Below are 20,483 nucleotides of genomic sequence, written 5' to 3' on the forward strand. Positions count from 1 at the left end.
GCGGTTTGCGGAGCCGTTTATTCGGCGGCGAGCCTCATTCTGCGCACCATGGAACCCTGCCCCAGCGCGACCGAAAACAACTGCGCTACGCGTGACGGACAACAAGTGTCCTCCGGCGTAGCGCTACACGAAAATATTGAATGAACAGCGCCTCTTAGAGGCATGCTCGCACCGAAGTTCTGGAATTCAGGCCACTGGGCCATAAGAGGCAAAGATGAGCGAAGGTTACCTGTCTCCGCTGGAAGACGAAATCGGCGGCACCAGCCGTCCGGCGGCGGAAGGCCTTTTTGATCCGGCTCTTGAACGCGATGCATGCGGCGTTGGTTTCATCGCAAATCTCAAGGGCCGGAAATCGCACGCCATTGTCGAAGGCGCGCTCAAGATTCTTGAGAACCTCGAGCATCGCGGTGCCGTGGGTGCCGACCCGCTGTCGGGCGACGGCGCGGGCATTCTGATTCAGATCCCGCACGACTTCCTCGCGGCCGAGACCAAGAGCGCAGGCTTCGAACTGCCGGCGCCGGGTCACTATGCCGTTGGCCAGGTTTTCATGCCTCAGGACGAGCGTCTGCGCGCGCACTGCGAACGCGTCTGGGCGCGCTGCCTCAAGGAAGAAGGCCTGGAGCTGATCGGCTGGCGCACGGTGCCCGTCGACAACACCTGCCTGTCCGATATGGTCCGCGACGTCGAGCCCGTCCAGCGGCAGGTGTTCGTTCGCCGCCCCGCGTCGATGAAGGACCAGGAAGAGTTCGAGCGTCACCTCTATATCGTGCGCAAGGTCGTCTCGAACGCCATTCACGACGCTTATAAGGGCCGCGACATCGGGCATTACACCGTGTCGCTGTCGACGCGCACCGTCGTCTACAAGGGCATGTTCCTGTCCTATCAGGTGAAGGCCTACTACAAGGACCTGTCCGATCCGCGTCTGGTCTCGGCGCTCGCCCTCGTGCACCAGCGCTTCTCGACCAACACCTTCCCATCCTGGAAGCTCGCCCATCCCTACCGGATGGTCGCCCACAACGGCGAAATCAACACGCTCCGCGGCAACGTCAATTGGATGGCCGCACGTCAGGCGTCCGTGTCGTCGCCCCTCTTCGGCGACCGCATCTCGAAGCTGTGGCCGATCTCCTACGAAGGCCAGTCCGACACCGCCTGCTTCGACAACGCGCTCGAATTCCTCGTGATGGGCGGCTACAGCCTCTCGCACGCCGCGATGATGCTCATCCCGGAAGCCTGGGCCGGCAATCCGACGATGGATAATAAGCGCCGCGCCTTCTACGAATATCACGCCTGCTTGATGGAACCGTGGGACGGCCCCGCGGCGATGGCGTTCACCGACGGCCGCCAGATCGGCGCCACGCTCGACCGCAACGGCCTGCGCCCCGCCCGCTATCTCGTCACCAAGGACGACACCGTCATCATGTCCTCGGAGTCGGGCGTGCTGCCCGTCGCCGAAGAGAACATCGTCAAGAAGTGGCGCCTGCAGCCCGGCAAGATGCTGCTGATCGACCTCGAGAAGGGCTGCATCATCTCCGACGAGGAGCTGAAGGCCGAGATCGCAGCAAGCCACCCCTATGAGACGTGGCTGCAGCGCACGCAGATCAAGGTGTCCGATCTGCCGTTGCCGGCAAGCGGCGTTTCCGTACCGAAGTCGAACGTGTCGCTGCTCGATCTGCAGCAGTCGTTCGGCTACACCCAGGAAAGCATCAAGTTCCTGCTGTCGCCGATGGCCGAAAAGGGCGAAGAAGCCACCGGCTCGATGGGCACCGACACGCCGATCTCCGCGCTCTCGTCGAAGTCGAAGCTGCTGCACACCTACTTCAAGCAGAACTTCGCGCAGGTGACGAACCCGCCGATCGACTCGATCCGCGAAGAGCTGGTGATGAGCCTCGTCTCCTTCATCGGTCCGCGGCCGAACATCCTCGACCTGCAAGGCACCTCGAAGCAGAAGCGCCTCGAGGTCGACCAGCCGATTCTGACGAACGAAGACCTCGAGCGCATTCGCGGCATCGGCGCCGTGAAGGATAACGATTTCTCGTCGATCACGATCGACATCACCTATCCCGTCGAAAAGGGCGAAGGCGGCATGGGCGCCGCGCTCGACGGCATCTGTGCTGAAGCCGAAGAGTATGTTCGCGCCAAAGAGTACAACATCATCATTCTGTCCGACCGCCGCGCGGGTCCGGACCGCATCGCAATTCCGTCGTTGCTCGCAACGTCGGCCGTGCATCATCACCTGATCAAGCAGGGGCTGAGAACCTCCGTCGGTCTCGTCGTCGAGACGGGCGAAGCGCACGAGATCAACCAGTTCGCCACGCTTGCCGGCTACGGCGCCGAAGCGATCAACCCGTATCTGGCTTTCGAAACGCTCTACGAAATGATTCCGGAGCTGCCCGAAGGCACGACGCCGGAGATGGTCAAGAAGCGCTTCATCAAGGCCGTTGGCAAAGCCATCCTGAAGGTGATGGCGAAGATGGGCATCTCGACCTACCAGTCCTATTGCGGCGCCCAGATCTTCGACGCCGTCGGCCTGCGTTCGAGCTTCGTCGATCGCTATTTCACCGGCACGCGCACCCAGGTCGAAGGCGTCGGCCTGCGCGAGATCGCGCGCGAAACGGTCGAACGCCACAAGGCCGCTTTCGGCAACGTGCCCGTGCTGGCCAACGCGCTCGAAGTCGGTGGCGAGTACGCCTACCGCGTCCGCGGCGAAGCCCACATGTGGCGGCCGGGAACCGTGGCTGATCTTCAGCACGCCGTCCGCTCGGCCGACAACAAGGATGCAATGAGCGGCCGCGTTCCGCAGAAGTATCGCGATTTCGCGAAGGCCATCAACGATCAGACCGAGCAGCTGATGACACTGCGCGGCATGTTCCGCATCCGCTCGGCCGAATCGTTCGGCCGCAAGCCCGTTCCGCTCGAGGAAGTGGAATCGGCCGCAAGCATCGTGAAGCGCTTCTCGACCGGCGCGATGAGCTACGGCTCGATCAGCCGCGAAGCGCACACAACGCTCGCAATCGCGATGAACCGCATCGGCGGCCGTTCCAACACCGGCGAAGGCGGCGAGGAATCCGATCGCTTCAAGCCGATGGCAAACGGCGACTCGATGCGCTCGGCGATCAAGCAGGTGGCATCCGGCCGTTTCGGCGTGACGACGGAATATCTCGTCAACTCCGATATGATCCAGATCAAGATGGCCCAGGGCGCCAAGCCCGGCGAAGGCGGCCAGCTGCCGGGTCACAAGATCGACGCGACGATTGCGAAGGTTCGCCACTCCACTCCCGGCGTCACCCTCGTCTCGCCGCCGCCGCACCACGACATCTATTCGATCGAAGATCTGGCGCAGCTCATCTACGACTTGAAGAACGTCAACCCGAAGGCTGACGTCTCGGTGAAGCTCGTCTCGGAAGTCGGCGTCGGCACTGTCGCCGCCGGCGTCGCCAAGGCGCGCGCCGACCACGTGACGATTTCGGGTTTTGAAGGCGGCACCGGCGCCTCCCCGCTGACGTCGATCAAGCACGCAGGCAGCCCGTGGGAAATCGGTCTCGCCGAAACCCATCAGACGCTTGTCGCCAACCGTCTGCGCGGCCGCATCGCGGTGCAGGTCGACGGCGGCATTCGTACCGGCCGTGACGTCGTGATCGGCGCGCTTCTGGGTGCCGACGAATTCGGCTTCGCCACCGCGCCGCTGATTGCGGCGGGCTGCATCATGATGCGCAAGTGCCATCTGAACACCTGCCCCGTCGGCGTCGCCACGCAAGACCCCGTTCTGCGCGCGAAGTTCTCCGGCAAGCCCGAGCACGTGATCAACTACTTCTTCTTCGTCGCCGAAGAAGTTCGCGAGATCATGGCGCAGTTGGGCTTCCGCACCTTCAACGAGATGATCGGCCAAAGCGATCAGCTCGATAAGGATCGCGCGATCGAGCATTGGAAGGCGCGTGGCCTCGACTTCACGAAGCTCTTCCATAAGCCGCACGCGCCGCACGACGTCGCGACCTTCAACAGCGAGCGTCAGGATCACGGGCTCGAGAAGGTGCTGGACGTTCAGCTGATCGAGCTTGCCAAGCCCGCTCTTGAATCGAAGAAGCCAGTTAAAGCTGAACTCGAAATCAAGAACGTGAACCGCTCGACCGGCGCCATGCTGTCGGGTGAGGTGGCCAAGCGCTACGGCCACGCAGGCCTGCCGGAAGATACGATCTGGATGTCGTTCAAAGGCACGGCCGGTCAGGCGTTCGGCGCCTGGGTCGCCCACGGCGTCACGCTCGACCTCGTCGGCGAAGGCAACGACTACGTCGGCAAGGGCCTGTCTGGCGGCAAGCTGATCGTTCGTCCGGATCCCAAGTCCCAGATCACGCCTGAGGAAAGCATCATCGTCGGCAACACCGTGCTCTACGGCGCGATCACCGGCGAATGCTATTTCCGCGGCGTCGCCGGCGAGCGCTTCGCGGTTCGCAACTCGGGTGCCTACGCCGTTGTCGAAGGCACGGGCGACCATGGCTGCGAATACATGACGGGCGGCGTCGTCGTCGTTCTCGGACAGACCGGCCGCAACTTCGCTGCCGGCATGTCGGGCGGCATCGCCTACGTGCTGGACGAGAAGGGTGACTTCGAGGGCCGTCTCAACAAGGAGATGGTGCAGCTCGAAGCGATCAACGCCGATACGGGCTCGCTGCAGAAGCTTGCTCAGCAGGGCGGAGACGTGGCGATTGCGGTCCGCAACGTGATGGTCGACATGCGCGAGCAGGACGTGGAGCGCCTCTACACGCTCATCTCGCGTCACGCGCACTACACGAACTCGCGCCGCGCCCAGGAAATCCTGAAGAACTTTGGCGACTACCTGCCGAAGTTCAAGAAGGTGATGCCGGTCGAATACCGTCGTGCACTGACTGAGCTGGCGAAGGCCCGCGAAACCAATCGCCAGGCTGAGCTTGAGGCCGCAGCCAAGCAATAGCTAACGCCGCTCTGCCAAATCGCGAATTAGAAAGACGAAAGAAGAAATGGGCAAGCCGACTGGGTTTCTGGAAATCGACCGCGCGGACCGCAACTACCGCCCGGTCGACGAGCGTCTGAAGCACTACAAGGAATTCGTGGTTCCGCTGGCCGAGCCTGAGGTCAAGAAGCAGGCCGCGCGCTGCATGGATTGCGGCATCCCGTTCTGTCACACGGGCTGCCCGGTCAATAACCAGATCCCGGATTGGAACGATCTGGTCTATCGCAGCGATTGGAAGGAAGCTTCCGACAATCTGCATTCGACGAACAACTTCCCCGAGGTGACGGGCCGCATCTGCCCGGCGCCCTGCGAAGCCGCCTGCACGCTCAACATCGACGACAAGCCGGTTACGATCAAAACGATCGAAAACACGATCGCCGATCGCGCCTGGGATGAAGGCTGGGTCGTGCCGGTTCCCCCCGATAAGAAGACGGGCAAGAAGGTCGCGATCATCGGCTCGGGCCCCGCGGGCCTCGCCGCCGCGCAGCAGCTCGCGCGTGCCGGTCACGATGTCCATGTCTACGAGAAGAACGCCCGCCCGGGTGGCCTCCTCGTTTACGGCATCCCCGACTTCAAAATGGAAAAGGCCATCATCGCCCGTCGCGTCAAGCAGATGGAAGCCGAAGGCGTGACGTTCCATTGCGGCATCCACGTTGGCCAGGATCTCTCCGCGAAGTATCTGGAATCGAAGCACGACGCGGTGCTGATCGCCATCGGCTCCGAGCAGCCGTTCGACTTCTTCGCCAAGTCGCCAGGCCGCAATCTCGACGGCATTCACTACGCGATGGATTTCTTGCCCCAGCAGAACCGGCGCAACTCCGGCGAGACGCAGAAGCCGAAGACCAAGGAAATCTCGGCGAAGGACAAGCACGTCATCGTCATCGGCGGCGGCGACACCGGCTCCGACTGCATCGGCACCTCCCTGCGCCAGGGCGCAAAGAGCGTGACGCAGCTCGAAATCATGCCGATGCCGCCAGAGAAGGAAAACAAGGCGCTCTCCTGGCCGCATTGGCCTCTGAAGCTGCGCGTCTCCACCTCGCAGGCCGAAGGCGCCAAGACCGAGTATTCGATCTCGACCACGGGCTTCACGGGTGAAAACGGCGCGGTCAAAAAGCTCCACTACACGCGCGTCAACGCCAACCTTCAGCCGATCAAGGGCACTGAAGGTACGCTCGACGCCGACCTCGTTCTTTTCGCCATGGGCTTCTCCGGCCCGATCGAAAGCGATGTCGTCAAGGAGTTCGCATTGCCGGTCGTGGCACGCGGCCGCTTCAAGGGCCTCGACGCGACGGACAAGGACTACAAGCTTGCGAACTCGCCGAAGCTCTTCTGCGCCGGCGACATTCGCCGCGGTCAGTCGCTCGTCGTGTGGGCAATCCGTGAAGGCCGCCAGGCCGCGCACGCGATCGACAAGTTCCTGATGGGCTCGACCGTACTGCCGCGCTAAACGCCGGCACTAAGCGAGCCGCAGCGCAATTGCGCCAAGGCCGATAAGGCAGGCGCCGGCAATCCGTGCCGGCCCTAGCCGCTCCTTCAAAACGAACGCTGCGATCGCAGTTCCAAATAGGATCGCGGTTTCGCGAAGCGCGGCAACGACCGCGACGGGCGCGTGCGTCATGGCCCAAAGAACGAGCGCATAGGAAACCACGGTGGCGGTGCCGCCGATGAGCCCCGTCTGCCAACTCACCCGCGCGAGATCGAGAAACTTCGTGCGATGCCTGACGAACACCCAAGCCGCGAGCGGCACGCCCGTCAGCATGAACACCCACGATGCGTACGCGCCAGGCGCACCTGAAAGACGCGCGCCAGCGCCGTCAATCAACGTATAGGACGCTATAACGGCCGCATTCGTAAGCGCGATGTAGATCCCCCGCCGGTTCCCGTCGTGGCGATCCATCATCATCGCAAGAATGCCGAGACAAATAGAAAAAACGCCGAGCCATGCTCCAGCAGACAATGCCTCTCCGAGCCAAGTCGCGCTGACGAGCGCCACGAGAAACGGCGCCACGCCGCGCATCAGCGGATAGGTCTGCCCCATGTCGCCTGCGCGGTAGGCGCTTGCAACAAGCACGAAATAGACGACGTGAATGGCGACCGAGGCGGCAATGTAGGGGTGGCTCGCACGCGCCGGGATGTCGAGAAAAGGGATGGCGACACCTGCAGCGACAGCGGCGGAGGTCGCAACCAAAATGGTTGTCAGAACCTTGTCCTGGCCATTCTTGACAATGGCGTTCCAGGCAGCGTGCATGGTCGCGGCGAGCAGAACCACTGCAAACACCGAGATAGGCACTGCTCTATCCTGAAATCATGCGAGCGAAGGCATCGGAAGGCTTTGCCACCCTATCCCCGTCCCGGCGTTTCGGCGGGCTTCGACTGGCTCGTCGTGTCGGGCTTCGGCGGCCACGTCACATCATCGGCGCGTCCGGGCTTCGGCTGCAGCCGCTCGCCTTTGACCAGCAGCCGGAAATAGGGCGCCAGTGTCGGCGATAAGCGGCCGCGGTCTTTGTTACCCGCAGGCGAGATCGAACTCATCAGCGTCAGTCCCCCCGCGATCTGATCGACGAGCAAGTCTCCACGCTGACCTGAACCTTCGCGCCTCGCCATCAGGGCCACCACCGACGCCGGGATCGCGGGCCTGACGATTTCGATCGTCTGCGTTTCCTCACGTCCGTTCGGCCCGGCAATCTTGAGCGTGATCCGGCCGTTATCGGCCTTCTGATCGCCCGAACCATCGCCTGAAGGCGGTGAGCCGTCATGCGATGCGCCTTTGACGACAGGCGCCCGCCCGGATGCCTCCGGCGACTGAGCCACAGGAGAGGACGGCGCGGGCGTCTTCACCGCGTTGTCCGGATTGATCTTTGCCTGCTCGGCTTCGGCCCCGAGCAACGGAAGATTGCGATTGGCCTTGGCCTGAATGAGATCGGGCCGCAATTCCTTCTCGACGAAGTGCGCGAGCTTGCGATTGCCGGCGTCGGTGAAATTGACGCCATCCCTCAGACGCAGCAACCGGATCGCGCCGCCGAGATCGGGCCCGTAAGGCGAGTAGGCGCCGTTTTCGTCCGTGAACCCCTGATAGGCGTCGATGTACTTGAAGCCGTTGAGGTAGGCCCGCTCGCGAATGACGTCGTTCATCTTCTGAGCGAGATCGTTGGCGTCCGGCCGGGCGACGTTGGGCAGCCCCACCCAGTAGACGCCCGCACTCTTGCTCTTGAACGCGCGCATCAGCCGGTCGATGCGACGGGTGTATTCCGCGGTCCAGGCCTCGCCTCCGGCCGGCAAACGCTTCCCGTCCGCCCCGCGAAACGAGAAGCGGTCGTCTTGCCCCACCATCACGATGGCGATGTTGAGCGGCTGCGTCGCAACCGTCTTCTCGAGGTTTGCAACCTTTGCATCGAAATCGTTGAGGCCAATGCCGGAGAACGGCGTCACCTGCCGCTGAATGTTCATCCGGACGTCGGAACCGAAAGCATCGAGAAGGCCGGCCAGCAAGCCGTCAGCAAAACGGTCGCCGTAAACGACGACCTGATAAACTTCATTATCCGGGAACGGCGTAAGGAATGTCAGGCCCTGGTCGTCGTCGCCTGCCTGAACAGGCGATCCGGGGACAGGCGCAAGCGCGGTGAAAATCACCGCCAGCCAGCAGCAGAGATGCCTGGAGAAAGCGCTCATCCGATCACGTGCCTTTCGCGAGCCGCCATGACTGCCGGAGGCTCGATTCCGAGGCTCTACCATACAGGCTCGAACGCCGACCTCAAACGTGGAAGCCCAGCCTCGCGAGCGTTCCTACCGCTTGGCCTGCGTGCTGGCGTGGGCGAGGACGCCGTCCGACGGCCAGCAATCGATCTTCAGCCCGTTTGCCTTCTGGTAGAGGCCGATCTGCTTGCGCGTATTGGAGCCGATTTTCCCATCGATCTTGTCCATCGGGTAGCCCAAATCCTTGAGCTTGGCTTGCAGATCGTGAACGGTCTGCGTCTTGGGCTGCGCAAATGACTTCCACGGCGTCACGAAGTCCCCCTCGCCCCGAATGCGGTCGGCGAGGTTGCCCACGAAAAGCGCGTAGAGGTCAGACGTGTTGTAGAGCCTGATGACGCGAAAGTTCTGTGCCGCCAGGAAAGCCGGACCATGGCCGCCGGCGGGCATCATCAGGTAGGCATCGTCCGCGAGCTGAGCTTGCGTGAACGGCACTCCGCTCGCCTTGCGGAATCCCATTTTCAGCCACTCGCCGATCGGGCGCGCGTCGGGCGGTCCTTCGAGCGAGCAATCGGCCGTCGCGGGCGCGATGACCTCGTAGCCCCAGCGCGCGCCGCGAACCCAGCCCTTGCCTTCGAGCTGCCGCGCCGTGAAGGCCAGCGCATCGGCGACCGAGCGCCAGATGTCGATCTTGCCGTCGCCGTCGCCATCGACCGCGTATTTCAGGTACTCCGTCGGCATCGCTTGCGTGAGGCCCAGCGCACCCGCCCATGACGACTTCATGTCGGACCGGGGCACGCCCTGCTGCAGCATCTGCAGCGCTGCGATCAGCTCTTCGCGAAAGCGCTCCTTGCGCTTGCCCGCATAGGCAAGCGTCGCAAGCATTCGAACGGCATCGTTCGGTGGACTGTAGCTGCCGTAAGCCGTTTCACGGCCCCAGATCGCAACAAGAGTATAGCGATCAACGCCCGTCATCTTCTCGATGCGCTCGAGATCCTTTTTATGTTCGCCGAGAAACTTACGGCCCTGAACGGCAAGGGATTCAAGATAGGGCTTTGACAGATAATCGACGGCCGTTTTCGTAAATTCCGCCTGCCCCGTATTATCCACTTTCGCGCGGCCGGGAATATCGAGATCTGGAATGCTGTAATCAGGCTCGATTCCTGCGAATGCCGCATCGAACGTCTTCCTGCTGACGCCAGCGGTCTGAGCTTCCGGCCATAAGCTCTCAATAAAGGCGCTGAATTCCGCCGTTGGTTTCGCTTGTGCACCGAGCGCCGCAAAAGCTATCGCCGCCGCGAGCGCGGCAGCTGACAGTAAATTCCATGTGCGTCGTCCAAATAGCATCGATCGCTGCCTTCCCTTGCGTAACGGCCGCCTAGCGGATGCGAGCGATTGCCCGTTTTTCAGGGCATTTTTGCGGCTTCACGCCCCAACGGTCCCGGCCTTCAGGGCATCGACCCGCGCTTCCCAGGCAAGCGCCTGCGCGACGATCTGTTCCAAATCGTCGTTCTCCGGCTGCCACCCCAGCTTCTCGCGGATTTTCGCAGACGCCGCGACAATTGCCGCCGGATCGCCAGCGCGCGGCGGCGACAGCAGCACCTTGAAGTCCACGCCCGAAACCTTCTTCACGGCCGTGATAACCTCGATGACCGAATAGCCCTTCGAGTAGCCGCAGTTGAAGATGTCGGATGCGCCGCCCCGTCGTAGATGATCGAGTGCCGCCGAGTGCGCCTTCGCAAGATCGCTGACATGAATGTAGTCGCGCACGCAGGTGCCGTCGGGCGTCGGATAATCGGTGCCGAAGATTTCCATCTGCGGCCGTTTGCCGAGAGCGGTCTCGCAGGCGACTTTGATCAAGTGTGTCGCGCGCGGCGTCGATTGTCCGGAACGGCCCTTAGGGTCGGCACCCGCAACATTGAAGTAGCGAAGTGCGACAAAACGGAAATCATGCGCGCGTGATGCATCCGACAGCATGATCTCGGTCATGAGCTTCGATGAGCCGTAGGGCGACATCGGGGCCGGGGGCGCGCTTTCCGAAACTGGGTTCTCCTCCGGGTTGCCGTAGACAGCCGCGGTCGAAGAGAAAATGAAATTCTTTACGCCGGTTTCCACAGCGTCGGCGATAAGGCCCCGCGATTTGACCGTATTGTTCAAATAATAGCCGAGAGGATCGGCAACCGAATCCGGCACGACAATCGATCCGGCGAAATGAATTATCGAATCTACGCCATGGCTATGGATCGTTTTCTTGACGAGATCGTTATCTGAGATGTCCCCCACCACGAGCGCCGCCCGGCGATCGACTGCCCACCGAAACCCCGTAGACAGATTATCGACGACGACGACTTCCTCGCCCCTGTCCAACAATTCGAGCACCATGTGGCTGCCGATGTAACCGGCTCCGCCGGTGACCAGTACGCTCATGGTTGCAATGGCCTCCCGAGTTCGATACCCAAAGACGTAAAGGAGACAGCGTTTCAGCGCAAATCACCCGCCACGCTCCCCTGAGATGATCCTCGATTGGGGAATAGACATAAATCGTTACCAAATGAACCTGGACCGCATTTCAAGACGCGTCCTTGGAGCAGATAATGAGCGTTGCAAAAGCACCCATCCGTAAAGCTGTCTTCCCCGTCGCCGGTCTCGGAACGCGATTTCTTCCCGCCACGAAGGCGGTGCCGAAGGAAATGCTCACCGTCGTCGACCGGCCTGTTCTGCAGCATGTCGTCGACGAGGCGCGAGCTGCCGGCATTGAGCATTTCATCTTCGTCACAGGCCGCAACAAGGGCGTCATCGAAGATCACTTCGACAAGCAGTTCGAACTGGAGTCGACCCTTTCGGCTCGCGGCAAGAATAAGGAACTCGAAGCTCTCGCGCGCGATCTTCCGCAGGCGGGACAAACAAGCTTCACACGCCAGCAGTCGCCGTTAGGTCTGGGGCACGCGGTGTGGTGCGCGCGCGAACTCGTAGGCGATGAGCCATTCGCTCTGCTTTTGCCCGACATGCTCCATCACGGCCGCTCGCCGTGTCTCGGCGACATGATCGAGGCCTATTCCGAAAAGGGCGGCAACCTCATCGCCGTCGCTCCCGTGCCCGACGATCAGACGCATCAATACGGCATCGTCGGCGTGAAGGACGTCAACGCCAAGGTCTCGCCCATCACCGGCATGGTCGAGAAGCCGAAGCCCGGCACCGCGCCGTCGAACCTTCACATCACTGGGCGCTATATTTTGCAGCCGGAAATCTTCGGTCTGCTCGAAAAGCAGGAGCGCGGCGCCGGCGGCGAAATTCAGATCACCGACTCGATGATCGCCCTGATGGAAGGCGCCAAGCAGCCGTTCCACGCCGTGCGCTTCGATGGCGAAATCTACGACTGCGGCTCGAAGCTCGGCTTCCTCACGGCCAACGTGGCGCTGGCCCTTGAGCGGCCCGATCTCGCCGACGACTTCCGCCGCGATCTCAACCGGCTGCTCTCGACGAACGCGTAAGCGCGATTGCGCTATTGGCGTAGGCGGACGCCCACGTGGACTTCATCGCCCACGTAATCGTTCGCCGCGCCGATGCCGTTGAAGTTCACGTGCTGGTACTTGCCATAGAGCACGGTATTGCGGTTGGCATAGTATTCGATGCCGGCCGTCTGGCTCCACAGCGTGTCGTCGATGACCCCGTCCTGCGAGTTCTGGTTCGAATAGACGAGCCCTGCCGTCGCGACGAGATAGCTTCTCAGCTGATGTCGGACTTCCAATCCGAGCGAGCGGTAGAACGCGCCGCCGACATACGCAGTCGTCGTCTCGGAAACGTCCGTGTTGGCGTTGAAGAGCACGGACGTCAGATCGCTCACTCGCCACGTCGCATTCGCATCGATCGTTAAGCCGTCGACCGAACGCAGGCGGGCGTCCTCGGGCGTCTGAACGCCGTATCCGAGACTGATGTCGCCACGCAGAATTTCACCCGTGTTGCCGAACGACACGCCAACCCGGTAGCGCTGGCCGTTTGACGTGCGATTGATGAGGTCGCTCTGCGCCGCCTCGGCATAGTCGCGATGATTGTACGCGAACTCCAGATATGGCGAGAACGACGGCTTGAACTCCCATGAGGTCCTGACCGTCTCTTCGTAGACCGTGTAATCGCGATCTCTGCCGGGCGTCGTCACGCCGCCATATTGGGTAGCGCCGAAGCTGTAATCCTGAACGCTCCCTCTGAGTTGGTACGACAGCCGGTTGAAGCGCTGGTTGTAGGCCGCTTCAGCGCGGTCGGTCCTAACGACCGAACGGGTGCCCACCGAACTCGCATCGAGCGCCGAGCGGTCTTCCAGGTATTGTTGCCGCGAAACGAGCGCCTGGAGATTGGATCGCTTCGTGATGTCGAGGCGTCCGCGTGCTTCAAGCGTGTAGTCGCGATCGTCTTCGGTCAGATACTCGTCAAAGAAGCTGAGCTGTCCGACACCCCTCAATTCCAGGGCATGCCTTCCCCAGTTCGACACAAGACGCGCCCCGGGGTTCACATCCAACGCCCAATCAGAGGGCGAACCGGGCGCATGAAAGATGTTCGAGTAGTAGGAGGTGCCGAACTCTACTTCCGGAAAGAGGACGAAGCTTCCAACCTTGATGCCGACCGGATCGTACGGCTCCTGCCGGAAGAGCCGCCGCGTCGTCCGGTTATCGGTATAGGGGTCGAGATCTTCGATCTGGAACAGCAACGGATCGTAACCGGCCGGCGGATTTTCGACGAGCATGGCATCGTCGTTGTCCGCAGGCGCGCCACGGCTCATCACGTCGCCATCCCAGGACTGCGCAGGCTCGCTCATCGTATCGATGCCGCCATCGACGATGCCTGATGGATCGGCGGAGAGACCCGCATCGCCGTCCAGCGGCTGTGTCTCGTCGAGACCATCCAGCCGGTCGGCCTTCAAAGCCTGACCGTCGCTCGCCTCGGCATCCTCGTCCTGATCGGATTGAAGGTTCGCCTGTTGCGACGATGCGTTGGGATAAGCTTCGCTGATTGTGCCAATGCCGCTCGGACCCATATTCTGGGCGCGGACCGGCTGCCCCAGTACGCTCACAAGCGCTACAGCAATTCCACTTATCAACCAGGCAGACAGCCGGTCGACCATTTCAGCGTCCCCATGAACGATATTCCACGCGAAACGCCACAAGTCACAAACCGACCGTATAAACGGTTGGTTAATGTCCGTTTAAGAAGAAGCGGGGGTTGCTTCTGCGCCCCTCAAAAGCGAAAGTATTAATGCCGTGCGGACCGAGTCACCCGAACCGGCCGAAATCGCGCACGTGGGGGAACTAAGCGGATGCAGAAGGTAATTCCATTCCAGCTGCCTGAGGGCGAGCGACGGGGAACTGCCGACGAATCCAGCGAGGCGACACCGATTTCGTCGGCGCTTCGCACGCTCACGCTCGGCGCCGAAGGCTTGGCCCAGCTTGCGAGCGAAGTCGCAGGCCCCATGGCTCCGGCGTTCGACGAGGCCGTGCGGCGCCTGAAGGCCGTGAAGGGCCGCGTCATCGTCACCGGTATGGGCAAGAGCGGTCACGTCGCGCAGAAGATCGCCGCCACCTTCGCATCGACCGGAACACCGGCATTCTTCGTCCATCCCGGCGAAGCCTCGCACGGCGACCTCGGGATGATTACGCAATCGGATCTGATCCTCGCGCTGTCCTGGTCGGGCGAGACCGTTGAACTCAAGCCGATCATTACCTACTCGCGCCGCTTCGCAGTCCCGCTGATCGCACTCACCTCACAGGCAAATTCCGCCCTCGGCGAACAGGCCGACGTTCTCTTGCTTTTGCCGCGCGTGAAGGAAGCCTGCCCGCACGGACTCGCGCCGACGACGTCAACGACCATTCAGCTGGCGATCGGCGATAGCCTCGCCATTGCGCTGCTCGATGCCCGCGGCTTCACCGCCCACGATTTCAAGATTTTCCATCCGGGCGGCTCGCTCGGCGCCAACCTGAAGTACGTCGCCGACGTCATGCACACTGCCGACAAGCTGCCGCTGATCGCCAGCGGCGCTCAGATGTCTGAGGCGCTCGTCGCCATGACCGAGAAAAGCTTCGGCTGCGTCGGTGTGACGGATGCCAAAGGCCGCCTGATGGGCGTGATCACCGACGGCGATTTGCGGCGGCACATGGGCACCAAGTTGCTCGAAGCGACCGTCGACGAGGTCATGACGGCGAAGCCCAAGACGATCGCGCCAACGATGCTGGCGTCAGCCGCCTTGGAGCTCATCAACTCCTCGCGGATCACGGCGCTGTTCGTGGTCGAGAAGCAGAAGCCCGTCGGCATCGTCCATGTGCACGATCTGCTGCGCGTCGGCGTGGCCTAAAGCCCTTACTACCGGCTCCCGCGCAGCGGAGTTAAGCCGCAATCGTCGCCGAGCCGCATCCGGCTCGGCTCATAGCGATCAGCGCGCTGCCCTCAAAGCCAGCCTTGCAGCTCGCGGCGCACTACGGCCTCGATCACGTCGATGCCTTCCGGACTGTCGTTGAGCGCTTTGAGATAGGCGAACTTCTCGCCGCCGTTCGACTCGAAGATACCCCGGTTCTCAACATCCAACTCTTCGAGCGTTTCGAGGCAGTCGGCTGAAAAGCCCGGCGCAACCAATGCCAGCTTCTTCACGCCCGATTTGGCCAGCGCCTCGACGGTCTTGTCTGTGTAAGGCTGCAGCCAGGGATCATTGCCGAACCGCGACTGGAATGTCGTCAGCCACCGGTCTTCCGCAATCCCGAGCTTCTCCCGGACGAGCCGCGACGTTTTCTGGCAATGGCAATGATAGGGATCGCCCGCCTCGAAATACTTCTGCGGCATGCCGTGGAACGTTGCGATGATCTTCTCCGGCTCGAAGTCGAGCGCATCCAATTCCTTGCGCATCGAGCGCGCCAGCGCGTCGATGTAGGCTGGATGATCGTGATAGCTGGGCGCCGTGCGCACGGCCGGCTGCCAGCGCATATTCATCAGCGCGCGGAACGCCTGATCGCACGCCGTAGCCGTCGTCGCGGCAGCATACTGCGGATAAAGCGGCACCAGCAGAATGCGATCGCAGCCCTGGTCTTTCAGCGCCTGTATCCGGCTTTCGGTGCTCGGATTGCCGTAACGCATCGCCCAATCGACGACGACGCGCGGATCGCCCGCAAACCGGCTGAGCAGTTGCTCGGCCTGGCTGCGCGTGATCGTCTTCAGCGGACCTTCATCACGCTCGTTATTCCAGATCGTCGCGTAGTCGCGGCCCTTGCGGCTCGGACGCACCGTTAGAATGATGAGGTTGAGGATCGGCCACCACTTCCACTTCGGCTCCTCGATGACGCGCTCGTCCGAGAGGAACTCCCTGAGATAGCGGCGCATCGGCCAATAGGTGGTGCCGTCGGGCGTACCAAGGTTGAGAAGAAGAACGCCGATACGGCCGAGCTTGGCCGGCGGATGCTCCGGCGGCAGCGCAACAGCTTCCGTCTCAAATCGGTTTTGTTTAGGAACTTCGTTCATCCGCTCTCCGAATTCACAAATCAGCGCGCGACCCTAGCGGATCAGGCCCGCCGTTGCGATGGGGCGGAAGCCAATGATTTCGCAGCGAGCCGCGGCTTTGATGCGGGCTGGACCTTGCTGGCCTTGGCCACCCCGTCATCTGCCCCGATCGGCGCCGCCTGATGACCGGCGTGATCATCGCTGGTATGCACCACAGATGGTGCTTCGACCAGCGGATCCAAGGCCCGGCCATAGTCCCAATATGCCCCAGCGCGCCGGATGAAGTCCCGCGTCTTCTCGCAATAGAGCCGCTTTACGCGGAATTCGGCCTGGGCACGGAGCACCTGCTGCTTACGCCGGCAAATGGCGATGGCTGCGTCCTTCTGTTCTTCGGAGAGATCGGGGGCGGCTGAAACGGCTGCGGCCAGCACCGCGAGATCGTGGTCATCGCCCAGCATCTGCGACAATTCTCGTGCCGCGTTCACCCTGACAGCAAATTCATCCGGCCATGCCCGGCCGAGCAGCGCCATCTGCCGCCAGTGCCACTGCACGGCTTTGCGCAACTCATGGAAGTTTTCGTCCGTGGGCTCTTCGTAAGCCCATCGGGCTGCCTTCCGGCCGCGCCGGTAACTCTCTTCAAGACCACCCGCGAGGGCGGCGAAACCATGCTTCTTGAATTTCAGCCCCGCGATCTTCTTCGCCTCGTCGATGAGAAGATCCCGCGCGCGACCGGCCGTTTCGGGATCAAGACGATCGTGCTCGCTTTCAGCGTTGCCGGCCAGATTGGCCCGGAACGGCGCGAGAGCCGCTGCGCCATCGGAATATTCATCCGCCAGCTTACTAATGGTCTCGAGCATGACGGTCTGATCACGCCGCGCTGAGAGAAGCCTTCCGATCTCGCCGAGTGCCTTCGTGCGCCGCCGCGCTTTCTTTGAGCCCGCCCCACCAGCGGCAAGACGCAACAGCGCGCGCAGCCGTTTGATCGACTTGCGGCACTCGTGCACGCACTTGGCAGTGGTTTCCGGACCCGACAATTCAGCGAGCGAACTGTCGAGCTGTTCGCGCGCAATACGGCGAAACCCCTTCTCGGCGGGCTCGTGGATTTTGAAGCGATACGGCATACGCGGGAACGGTTTTGAGCGAATAAAAGAATATGGTTACAAATCCGAACCACATAAATCTGTCACAAACAACGCCTGAACACCACGGCCACAAATCACACAGCCGTAGGTAGCGTTATCGAGACTCTAATTGCTGCAGCCACTGCTGAACCCGCGCTTCCGGATCGGACGCGGTAAAGAAATCGGTAATGACGGCAAGGCTGTCTGCGCCCGCATCCAGAGCACCTTGCGCCCGCTCGGGCGTCAGTCCGCCGATGGCGACGAGCGGCAGCCCACCAATCTTCTTTCGCCATTGCTGAAGTTTATCAAGCCCTTGCGGCGCCCACGGCATGGCCTTCAGCTTTGTCTCGTAAATCGGGCCGAGCGCCACATAATCGGGTTCAATAGCCAACGCAGTTTGCAGCTCGGCTTCATCGTGCGTTGAAACGCCGATCTTGACGCCAGCAAGCTTGATCGCCTCGAGATCAGCCGTACGCAGATCGTCTTGCCCGAGATGGATGTAATCAGCCCCAGTTTCGAGAGCGGCTTCCCAATAGTCGTTCAGAACGAGCTGGCAGTCATTCTCGCGGCAGACCGCGAGCGCGCGCTTCGTCTGTGCGGCAACGTCCGCTGGCGAAGCGTCTTTTATCCGAAGCTGCACGAGCTTCACGCCAAGCGGAACGATGCGTTCCAGCCAACCAATGTCGGGCACGATGGGATAGAAGCGGGCGAGCTTGGACTGTTGTGATGTCAAGGTGGATGCTCAATCGAGATCGAAGAAGGGCGTGCCAGCAACCGGAGTCGAAGGCACCGCCATATCGCGCGCGGGTATGATCCCCGCTTCGAAGCCATGACGGCCCGATTGAATAGCTGAGGCGAAAGCGCCCGCCATCTTCACGGGATCGGCCGCCTTCGCGACCGCCGTGTTGAGCAGCACGGCATCATAGCCAAGCTCCATCGCCAGCGCCGCATGGGACGGCGCACCGATACCGGCATCGATGACCAGCGTGACGTCGGGGAAATAGGCGCGCAGGCTCGTCAGCGCCGGTACGTTGGCGAGCCCCCGGCCGCTGCCGATCGGCGCGCCCCACGGCATGATGACCTGACATCCCGCGCGCTGTAACCGCTCGGCGACCGAGAGATCCTCAGTTGTATAAGGCAGCACCTTGAAGCCGTCGCGCATGAGTTCGCCCGCAGCCTCGACGAGCCCGAACACGTCGGGCTGCAGCGTGTCATCATTGGCGATGACTTCGAGCTTGATCCAATCGGTCTCGAACAGCTCGCGCGCCATCGCGGCGGTCGTAATGGCCTCGCGTGCCGTCCGGCATCCGGCCGTGTTCGGAAGCACGCGCACGCCCAGATCCTTGATGATCTCAAGGAACCGCTCGCCAACCTTCCCGCCCGCAGCCTCGCGCCGCAACGATACGGTTACGATTTGCGCGCCCGACGCTTTGACGGCCTCAGTCAGCACGGCCGGAGACGGGTAGCCCGCCGTTCCAAGCAGAAGCCGCGAAGAGAACGTCTCCCCGTAAACGGAGAGAGCGCGCGGCGCATGCAAACCCTGATCGCGAATGTTCATCTGAGAAGTATGAGCCCTGTTAGCCGCCCTGGCGGGCCGAAACGATCTCCACGCGGTCGCCGCGGCTCAGCGCCGTGGTAGCACGCTGCGAAGCCGGCACGAATTGCCCGTTGAGCGCAGTCGCGACCTTCGCCTCAGAAAGCCCGCGCTCGTCGACGAGGTCAGCGAGCGTCCGAGCTCCGCTGGCCGTTTTCTGCCCGTTGACGATCAAATCGTTAGTCGTTTCGTGTCGTAGCATCGCTCAAATGACCTGAAGCGGAAGATGGGCATCTTAATCCTGGTATACCAGAGCGTCTGCCTGATTTTTAAGGCATATGATCCAGATGGGTCAAAGCGACCCGCCAATCCGCCGCAATTACCATCTGAAGTTCCGGCATCGCAATGAGGGCAACCTGATGTTTTCACGCTTGATGTCGTCTCGCCGCTTCGCGCCGCTCTTCTGGAGCCAGCTCTTGGCGGCCCTGAACGACAACCTGCTGAAGAACGCACTGGCCATGCTGGTCGTCTACAAGTTGGCGATGGAAAACGGACCGGCGCTCGGAACGCTCGCCGGCGCCGCCCTCGTGCTCCCCTTTTTCGTATTCTCGGCGATTGCCGGACAGATCGCCGACAAGTTCGATAAGGCCAAGGTTGCAGCCCGGGTCCGCCTGCTCGAAATCCCGGTCGCCCTCATCGCAGGCGCCGGCTTTATTCTGCAAGCGGTGCCCCTGCTCTTTCTGGCGCTCGTCCTCACCGGCACATTGAGCGCCTTCTTCGGCCCCGTGAAATACGGCCTCCTCCCCTCGCATCTTGAAACCAAGGAACTGCCCGCCGGCAACGCGCTAATCGAGGGCGCCACCTTCATCGCCATCCTGATCGGCACCATTGGGGGCAATCTGGCCTCGGGCGGCGAGACGGAACTGATCATCGTCGCATGCGCCATCGTCGGGATCGCCGTGCTCGGCTGGCTGTTCGCGCGAGCCATTCCGCCGGCACCCTCGTCCGTGCCTGATCTCGTCATCGACCGCAACGTCATCACCTCGACAGCCACGCTGCTGAAGGACCTGCGCACCGATAAGCGCATATGGCAGGGCGCGCTCATCACGTCGTGGTTCTGGCTGGTCGGAGCCGCGGTTCTGGCGCTGCTTCAAAACCTCATTCCGCAAGTGCTGAATGGCGCGCCCTCCGTCTACACGCTCGCGCTCTTCACGTTCGCGGTGGCCGTTGGCTTGGGCTCGATGCTCGCCGCGCGCGCCAGCACCAACCGGCCCAATCTCGCGCTCGTTCCCATCGGTGCGCTGCTGATGGGCATCTTCCTGCTCGATCTGGCCTGGCTGGCGTCAGCCATCCAGCCAGCGCCTGCGCCGCTAGGAGCGCAAGACGTCCTGACGTCGATCGAAGGCCTGCACATGCTCGTCGATTTGGCTGGAATTGCCATCGCCGGTGGCCTCTTCATCGTGCCCTCGTTTGCCGCCGTACAGGCCTGGTCCCCTGTCGAGCGCCGCTCGCGCGTCATCGCCGGCTGTAACGTCCTCTCCGCCGCCTTCATGACGCTGGTCGGCATCGCGGTCGCGGCCCTGCAATTCGAAAAGGTCCCGGTCTCGATCCTCTTTGCCGGCCTCGGGGTCGCGAACCTCATCGTCGTCGCCCTCGTACTGAGAGCCTGGGGCGCCGAGGG

At 62.1% G+C, this 20,483-nt stretch carries 15 protein-coding genes; 5 read left to right on the top strand and 10 right to left on the bottom strand.

Annotated features, from left to right (window positions below):
* Positions 1-214 precede the first annotated feature (214 nt).
* Both gltB and VFG26_RS13325 read left to right on the top strand, forming a co-directional pair.
* Entirely contained in the window at positions 215-4,945 is a 4,731-nt protein-coding gene (gene gltB / locus VFG26_RS13320) for a glutamate synthase large subunit (RefSeq protein ID WP_325026044.1), read from the top strand.
* Positions 4,946-4,991: 46 nt separating this feature from the next.
* On the top strand, positions 4,992-6,431 hold the full coding sequence (locus VFG26_RS13325) for a glutamate synthase subunit beta (RefSeq protein ID WP_325026046.1): 1,440 nt from the start codon (positions 4,992-4,994) through the stop codon (positions 6,429-6,431).
* A 9-nt stretch (positions 6,432-6,440) separates the two neighbouring features.
* Here the strand turns inward: VFG26_RS13325 and VFG26_RS13330 are convergent, their stop codons facing one another.
* The 4 genes from VFG26_RS13330 to galE all read right to left on the bottom strand — a co-directional run bounded on the left by VFG26_RS13330 (position 6,441) and on the right by galE (position 11,101).
* The gene (locus VFG26_RS13330; RefSeq protein WP_414653302.1) at positions 6,441-7,232 is read right to left on the bottom strand and encodes an EamA family transporter; all 792 of its coding nucleotides are present in this window, start codon (positions 7,230-7,232) and stop codon (positions 6,441-6,443) included.
* A 92-nt stretch (positions 7,233-7,324) separates the two neighbouring features.
* A complete protein-coding gene (locus VFG26_RS13335) occupies positions 7,325-8,653 on the bottom strand; it encodes an SGNH/GDSL hydrolase family protein (protein ID WP_325026050.1) in 1,329 nt (442 codons plus the stop codon).
* A gap of 114 nt (positions 8,654-8,767) precedes the next feature.
* Entirely contained in the window at positions 8,768-10,021 is a 1,254-nt protein-coding gene (locus tag VFG26_RS13340) for a lytic murein transglycosylase (RefSeq protein WP_325026051.1), read from the bottom strand.
* A gap of 78 nt (positions 10,022-10,099) precedes the next feature.
* Positions 10,100-11,101, bottom strand: coding sequence for a UDP-glucose 4-epimerase GalE (gene galE, locus VFG26_RS13345; RefSeq protein WP_325026053.1), 1,002 nt, complete (start codon positions 11,099-11,101; stop codon positions 10,100-10,102).
* Between the two features lie 167 nt (positions 11,102-11,268).
* Between galE and galU the strand changes: the two genes are divergently transcribed.
* Entirely contained in the window at positions 11,269-12,165 is an 897-nt protein-coding gene (galU, locus tag VFG26_RS13350) for a UTP--glucose-1-phosphate uridylyltransferase GalU (RefSeq protein WP_325026055.1), read from the top strand.
* An 11-nt stretch (positions 12,166-12,176) separates the two neighbouring features.
* Here the strand turns inward: galU and VFG26_RS13355 are convergent, their stop codons facing one another.
* Positions 12,177-13,790, bottom strand: coding sequence for an outer membrane beta-barrel protein (locus VFG26_RS13355; protein ID WP_325026058.1), 1,614 nt, complete (start codon positions 13,788-13,790; stop codon positions 12,177-12,179).
* A 192-nt stretch (positions 13,791-13,982) separates the two neighbouring features.
* Between VFG26_RS13355 and VFG26_RS13360 the strand changes: the two genes are divergently transcribed.
* Positions 13,983-15,014, top strand: a complete 1,032-nt coding sequence (locus VFG26_RS13360; protein WP_325026060.1) for a KpsF/GutQ family sugar-phosphate isomerase — start codon at positions 13,983-13,985, stop codon at positions 15,012-15,014.
* 92 nt (positions 15,015-15,106) lie between these two features.
* On the opposite strand, the gene hemH is transcribed toward VFG26_RS13360, so the two are convergent.
* The 5 genes from hemH to thiS form a co-directional block, all read right to left on the bottom strand.
* Positions 15,107-16,168 (bottom strand): ferrochelatase, encoded by a 1,062-nt coding sequence (gene hemH / locus VFG26_RS13365; RefSeq protein ID WP_325026062.1) that lies wholly within the window; start codon positions 16,166-16,168, stop codon positions 15,107-15,109.
* 41 nt (positions 16,169-16,209) lie between these two features.
* Positions 16,210-17,268 (bottom strand): CHAD domain-containing protein, encoded by a 1,059-nt coding sequence (locus VFG26_RS13370; RefSeq protein WP_325026064.1) that lies wholly within the window; start codon positions 17,266-17,268, stop codon positions 16,210-16,212.
* 115 nt (positions 17,269-17,383) lie between these two features.
* Positions 17,384-18,001: a thiamine phosphate synthase gene (locus VFG26_RS13375; RefSeq protein WP_325026066.1), complete on the bottom strand. Its 618-nt coding sequence runs from the start codon at positions 17,999-18,001 to the stop codon at positions 17,384-17,386.
* Positions 18,002-18,010: 9 nt separating this feature from the next.
* Positions 18,011-18,826, bottom strand: coding sequence for a thiazole synthase (locus VFG26_RS13380; protein WP_325026068.1), 816 nt, complete (start codon positions 18,824-18,826; stop codon positions 18,011-18,013).
* A 19-nt stretch (positions 18,827-18,845) separates the two neighbouring features.
* Positions 18,846-19,064 carry a sulfur carrier protein ThiS gene (gene thiS, locus VFG26_RS13385; RefSeq protein WP_325026070.1) on the bottom strand — a complete coding sequence of 73 codons (219 nt, stop codon included), beginning with the start codon at positions 19,062-19,064 and terminating at the stop codon, positions 18,846-18,848.
* A gap of 157 nt (positions 19,065-19,221) precedes the next feature.
* Here thiS and VFG26_RS13390 point away from each other — a divergent pair.
* Positions 19,222-20,483: MFS transporter (locus VFG26_RS13390; RefSeq protein WP_325026072.1), on the top strand; the 1,262-nt coding region annotated here is incomplete at its 3' end.

The sequence above is a fragment of the Hyphomicrobium sp. genome, assembly GCF_035687085.1.
In the GTDB taxonomy this organism is placed as follows: domain Bacteria; phylum Pseudomonadota; class Alphaproteobacteria; order Rhizobiales; family Hyphomicrobiaceae; genus Hyphomicrobium_B.

Bases quoted from the DNA above. Each gene is read 5' to 3' on its own strand.
- hemH (WP_325026062.1), bottom strand. From the start codon at position 16,168: ATGAACGAAGTTCCTAAACAAAACCGATTTGAGACGGAAGCTGTTGCG.
- VFG26_RS13325 (WP_325026046.1), top strand. From the start codon at position 4,992: ATGGGCAAGCCGACTGGGTTTCTGGAAATCGACCGCGCGGACCGCAAC.
- VFG26_RS13370 (WP_325026064.1), bottom strand. From the start codon at position 17,268: ATGCCGTATCGCTTCAAAATCCACGAGCCCGCCGAGAAGGGGTTTCGC.
- thiS (WP_325026070.1), bottom strand. From the start codon at position 19,064: ATGCTACGACACGAAACGACTAACGATTTGATCGTCAACGGGCAGAAA.
- VFG26_RS13330 (WP_414653302.1), bottom strand. From the start codon at position 7,232: ATGCACGCTGCCTGGAACGCCATTGTCAAGAATGGCCAGGACAAGGTT.
- VFG26_RS13340 (WP_325026051.1), bottom strand. From the start codon at position 10,021: ATGCTATTTGGACGACGCACATGGAATTTACTGTCAGCTGCCGCGCTC.
- VFG26_RS13355 (WP_325026058.1), bottom strand. From the start codon at position 13,790: ATGGTCGACCGGCTGTCTGCCTGGTTGATAAGTGGAATTGCTGTAGCG.
- galE (WP_325026053.1), bottom strand. From the start codon at position 11,101: ATGAGCGTACTGGTCACCGGCGGAGCCGGTTACATCGGCAGCCACATG.
- VFG26_RS13380 (WP_325026068.1), bottom strand. From the start codon at position 18,826: ATGAACATTCGCGATCAGGGTTTGCATGCGCCGCGCGCTCTCTCCGTT.
- VFG26_RS13335 (WP_325026050.1), bottom strand. From the start codon at position 8,653: ATGAGCGCTTTCTCCAGGCATCTCTGCTGCTGGCTGGCGGTGATTTTC.
- galU (WP_325026055.1), top strand. From the start codon at position 11,269: ATGAGCGTTGCAAAAGCACCCATCCGTAAAGCTGTCTTCCCCGTCGCC.
- VFG26_RS13360 (WP_325026060.1), top strand. From the start codon at position 13,983: ATGCAGAAGGTAATTCCATTCCAGCTGCCTGAGGGCGAGCGACGGGGA.
- gltB (WP_325026044.1), top strand. From the start codon at position 215: ATGAGCGAAGGTTACCTGTCTCCGCTGGAAGACGAAATCGGCGGCACC.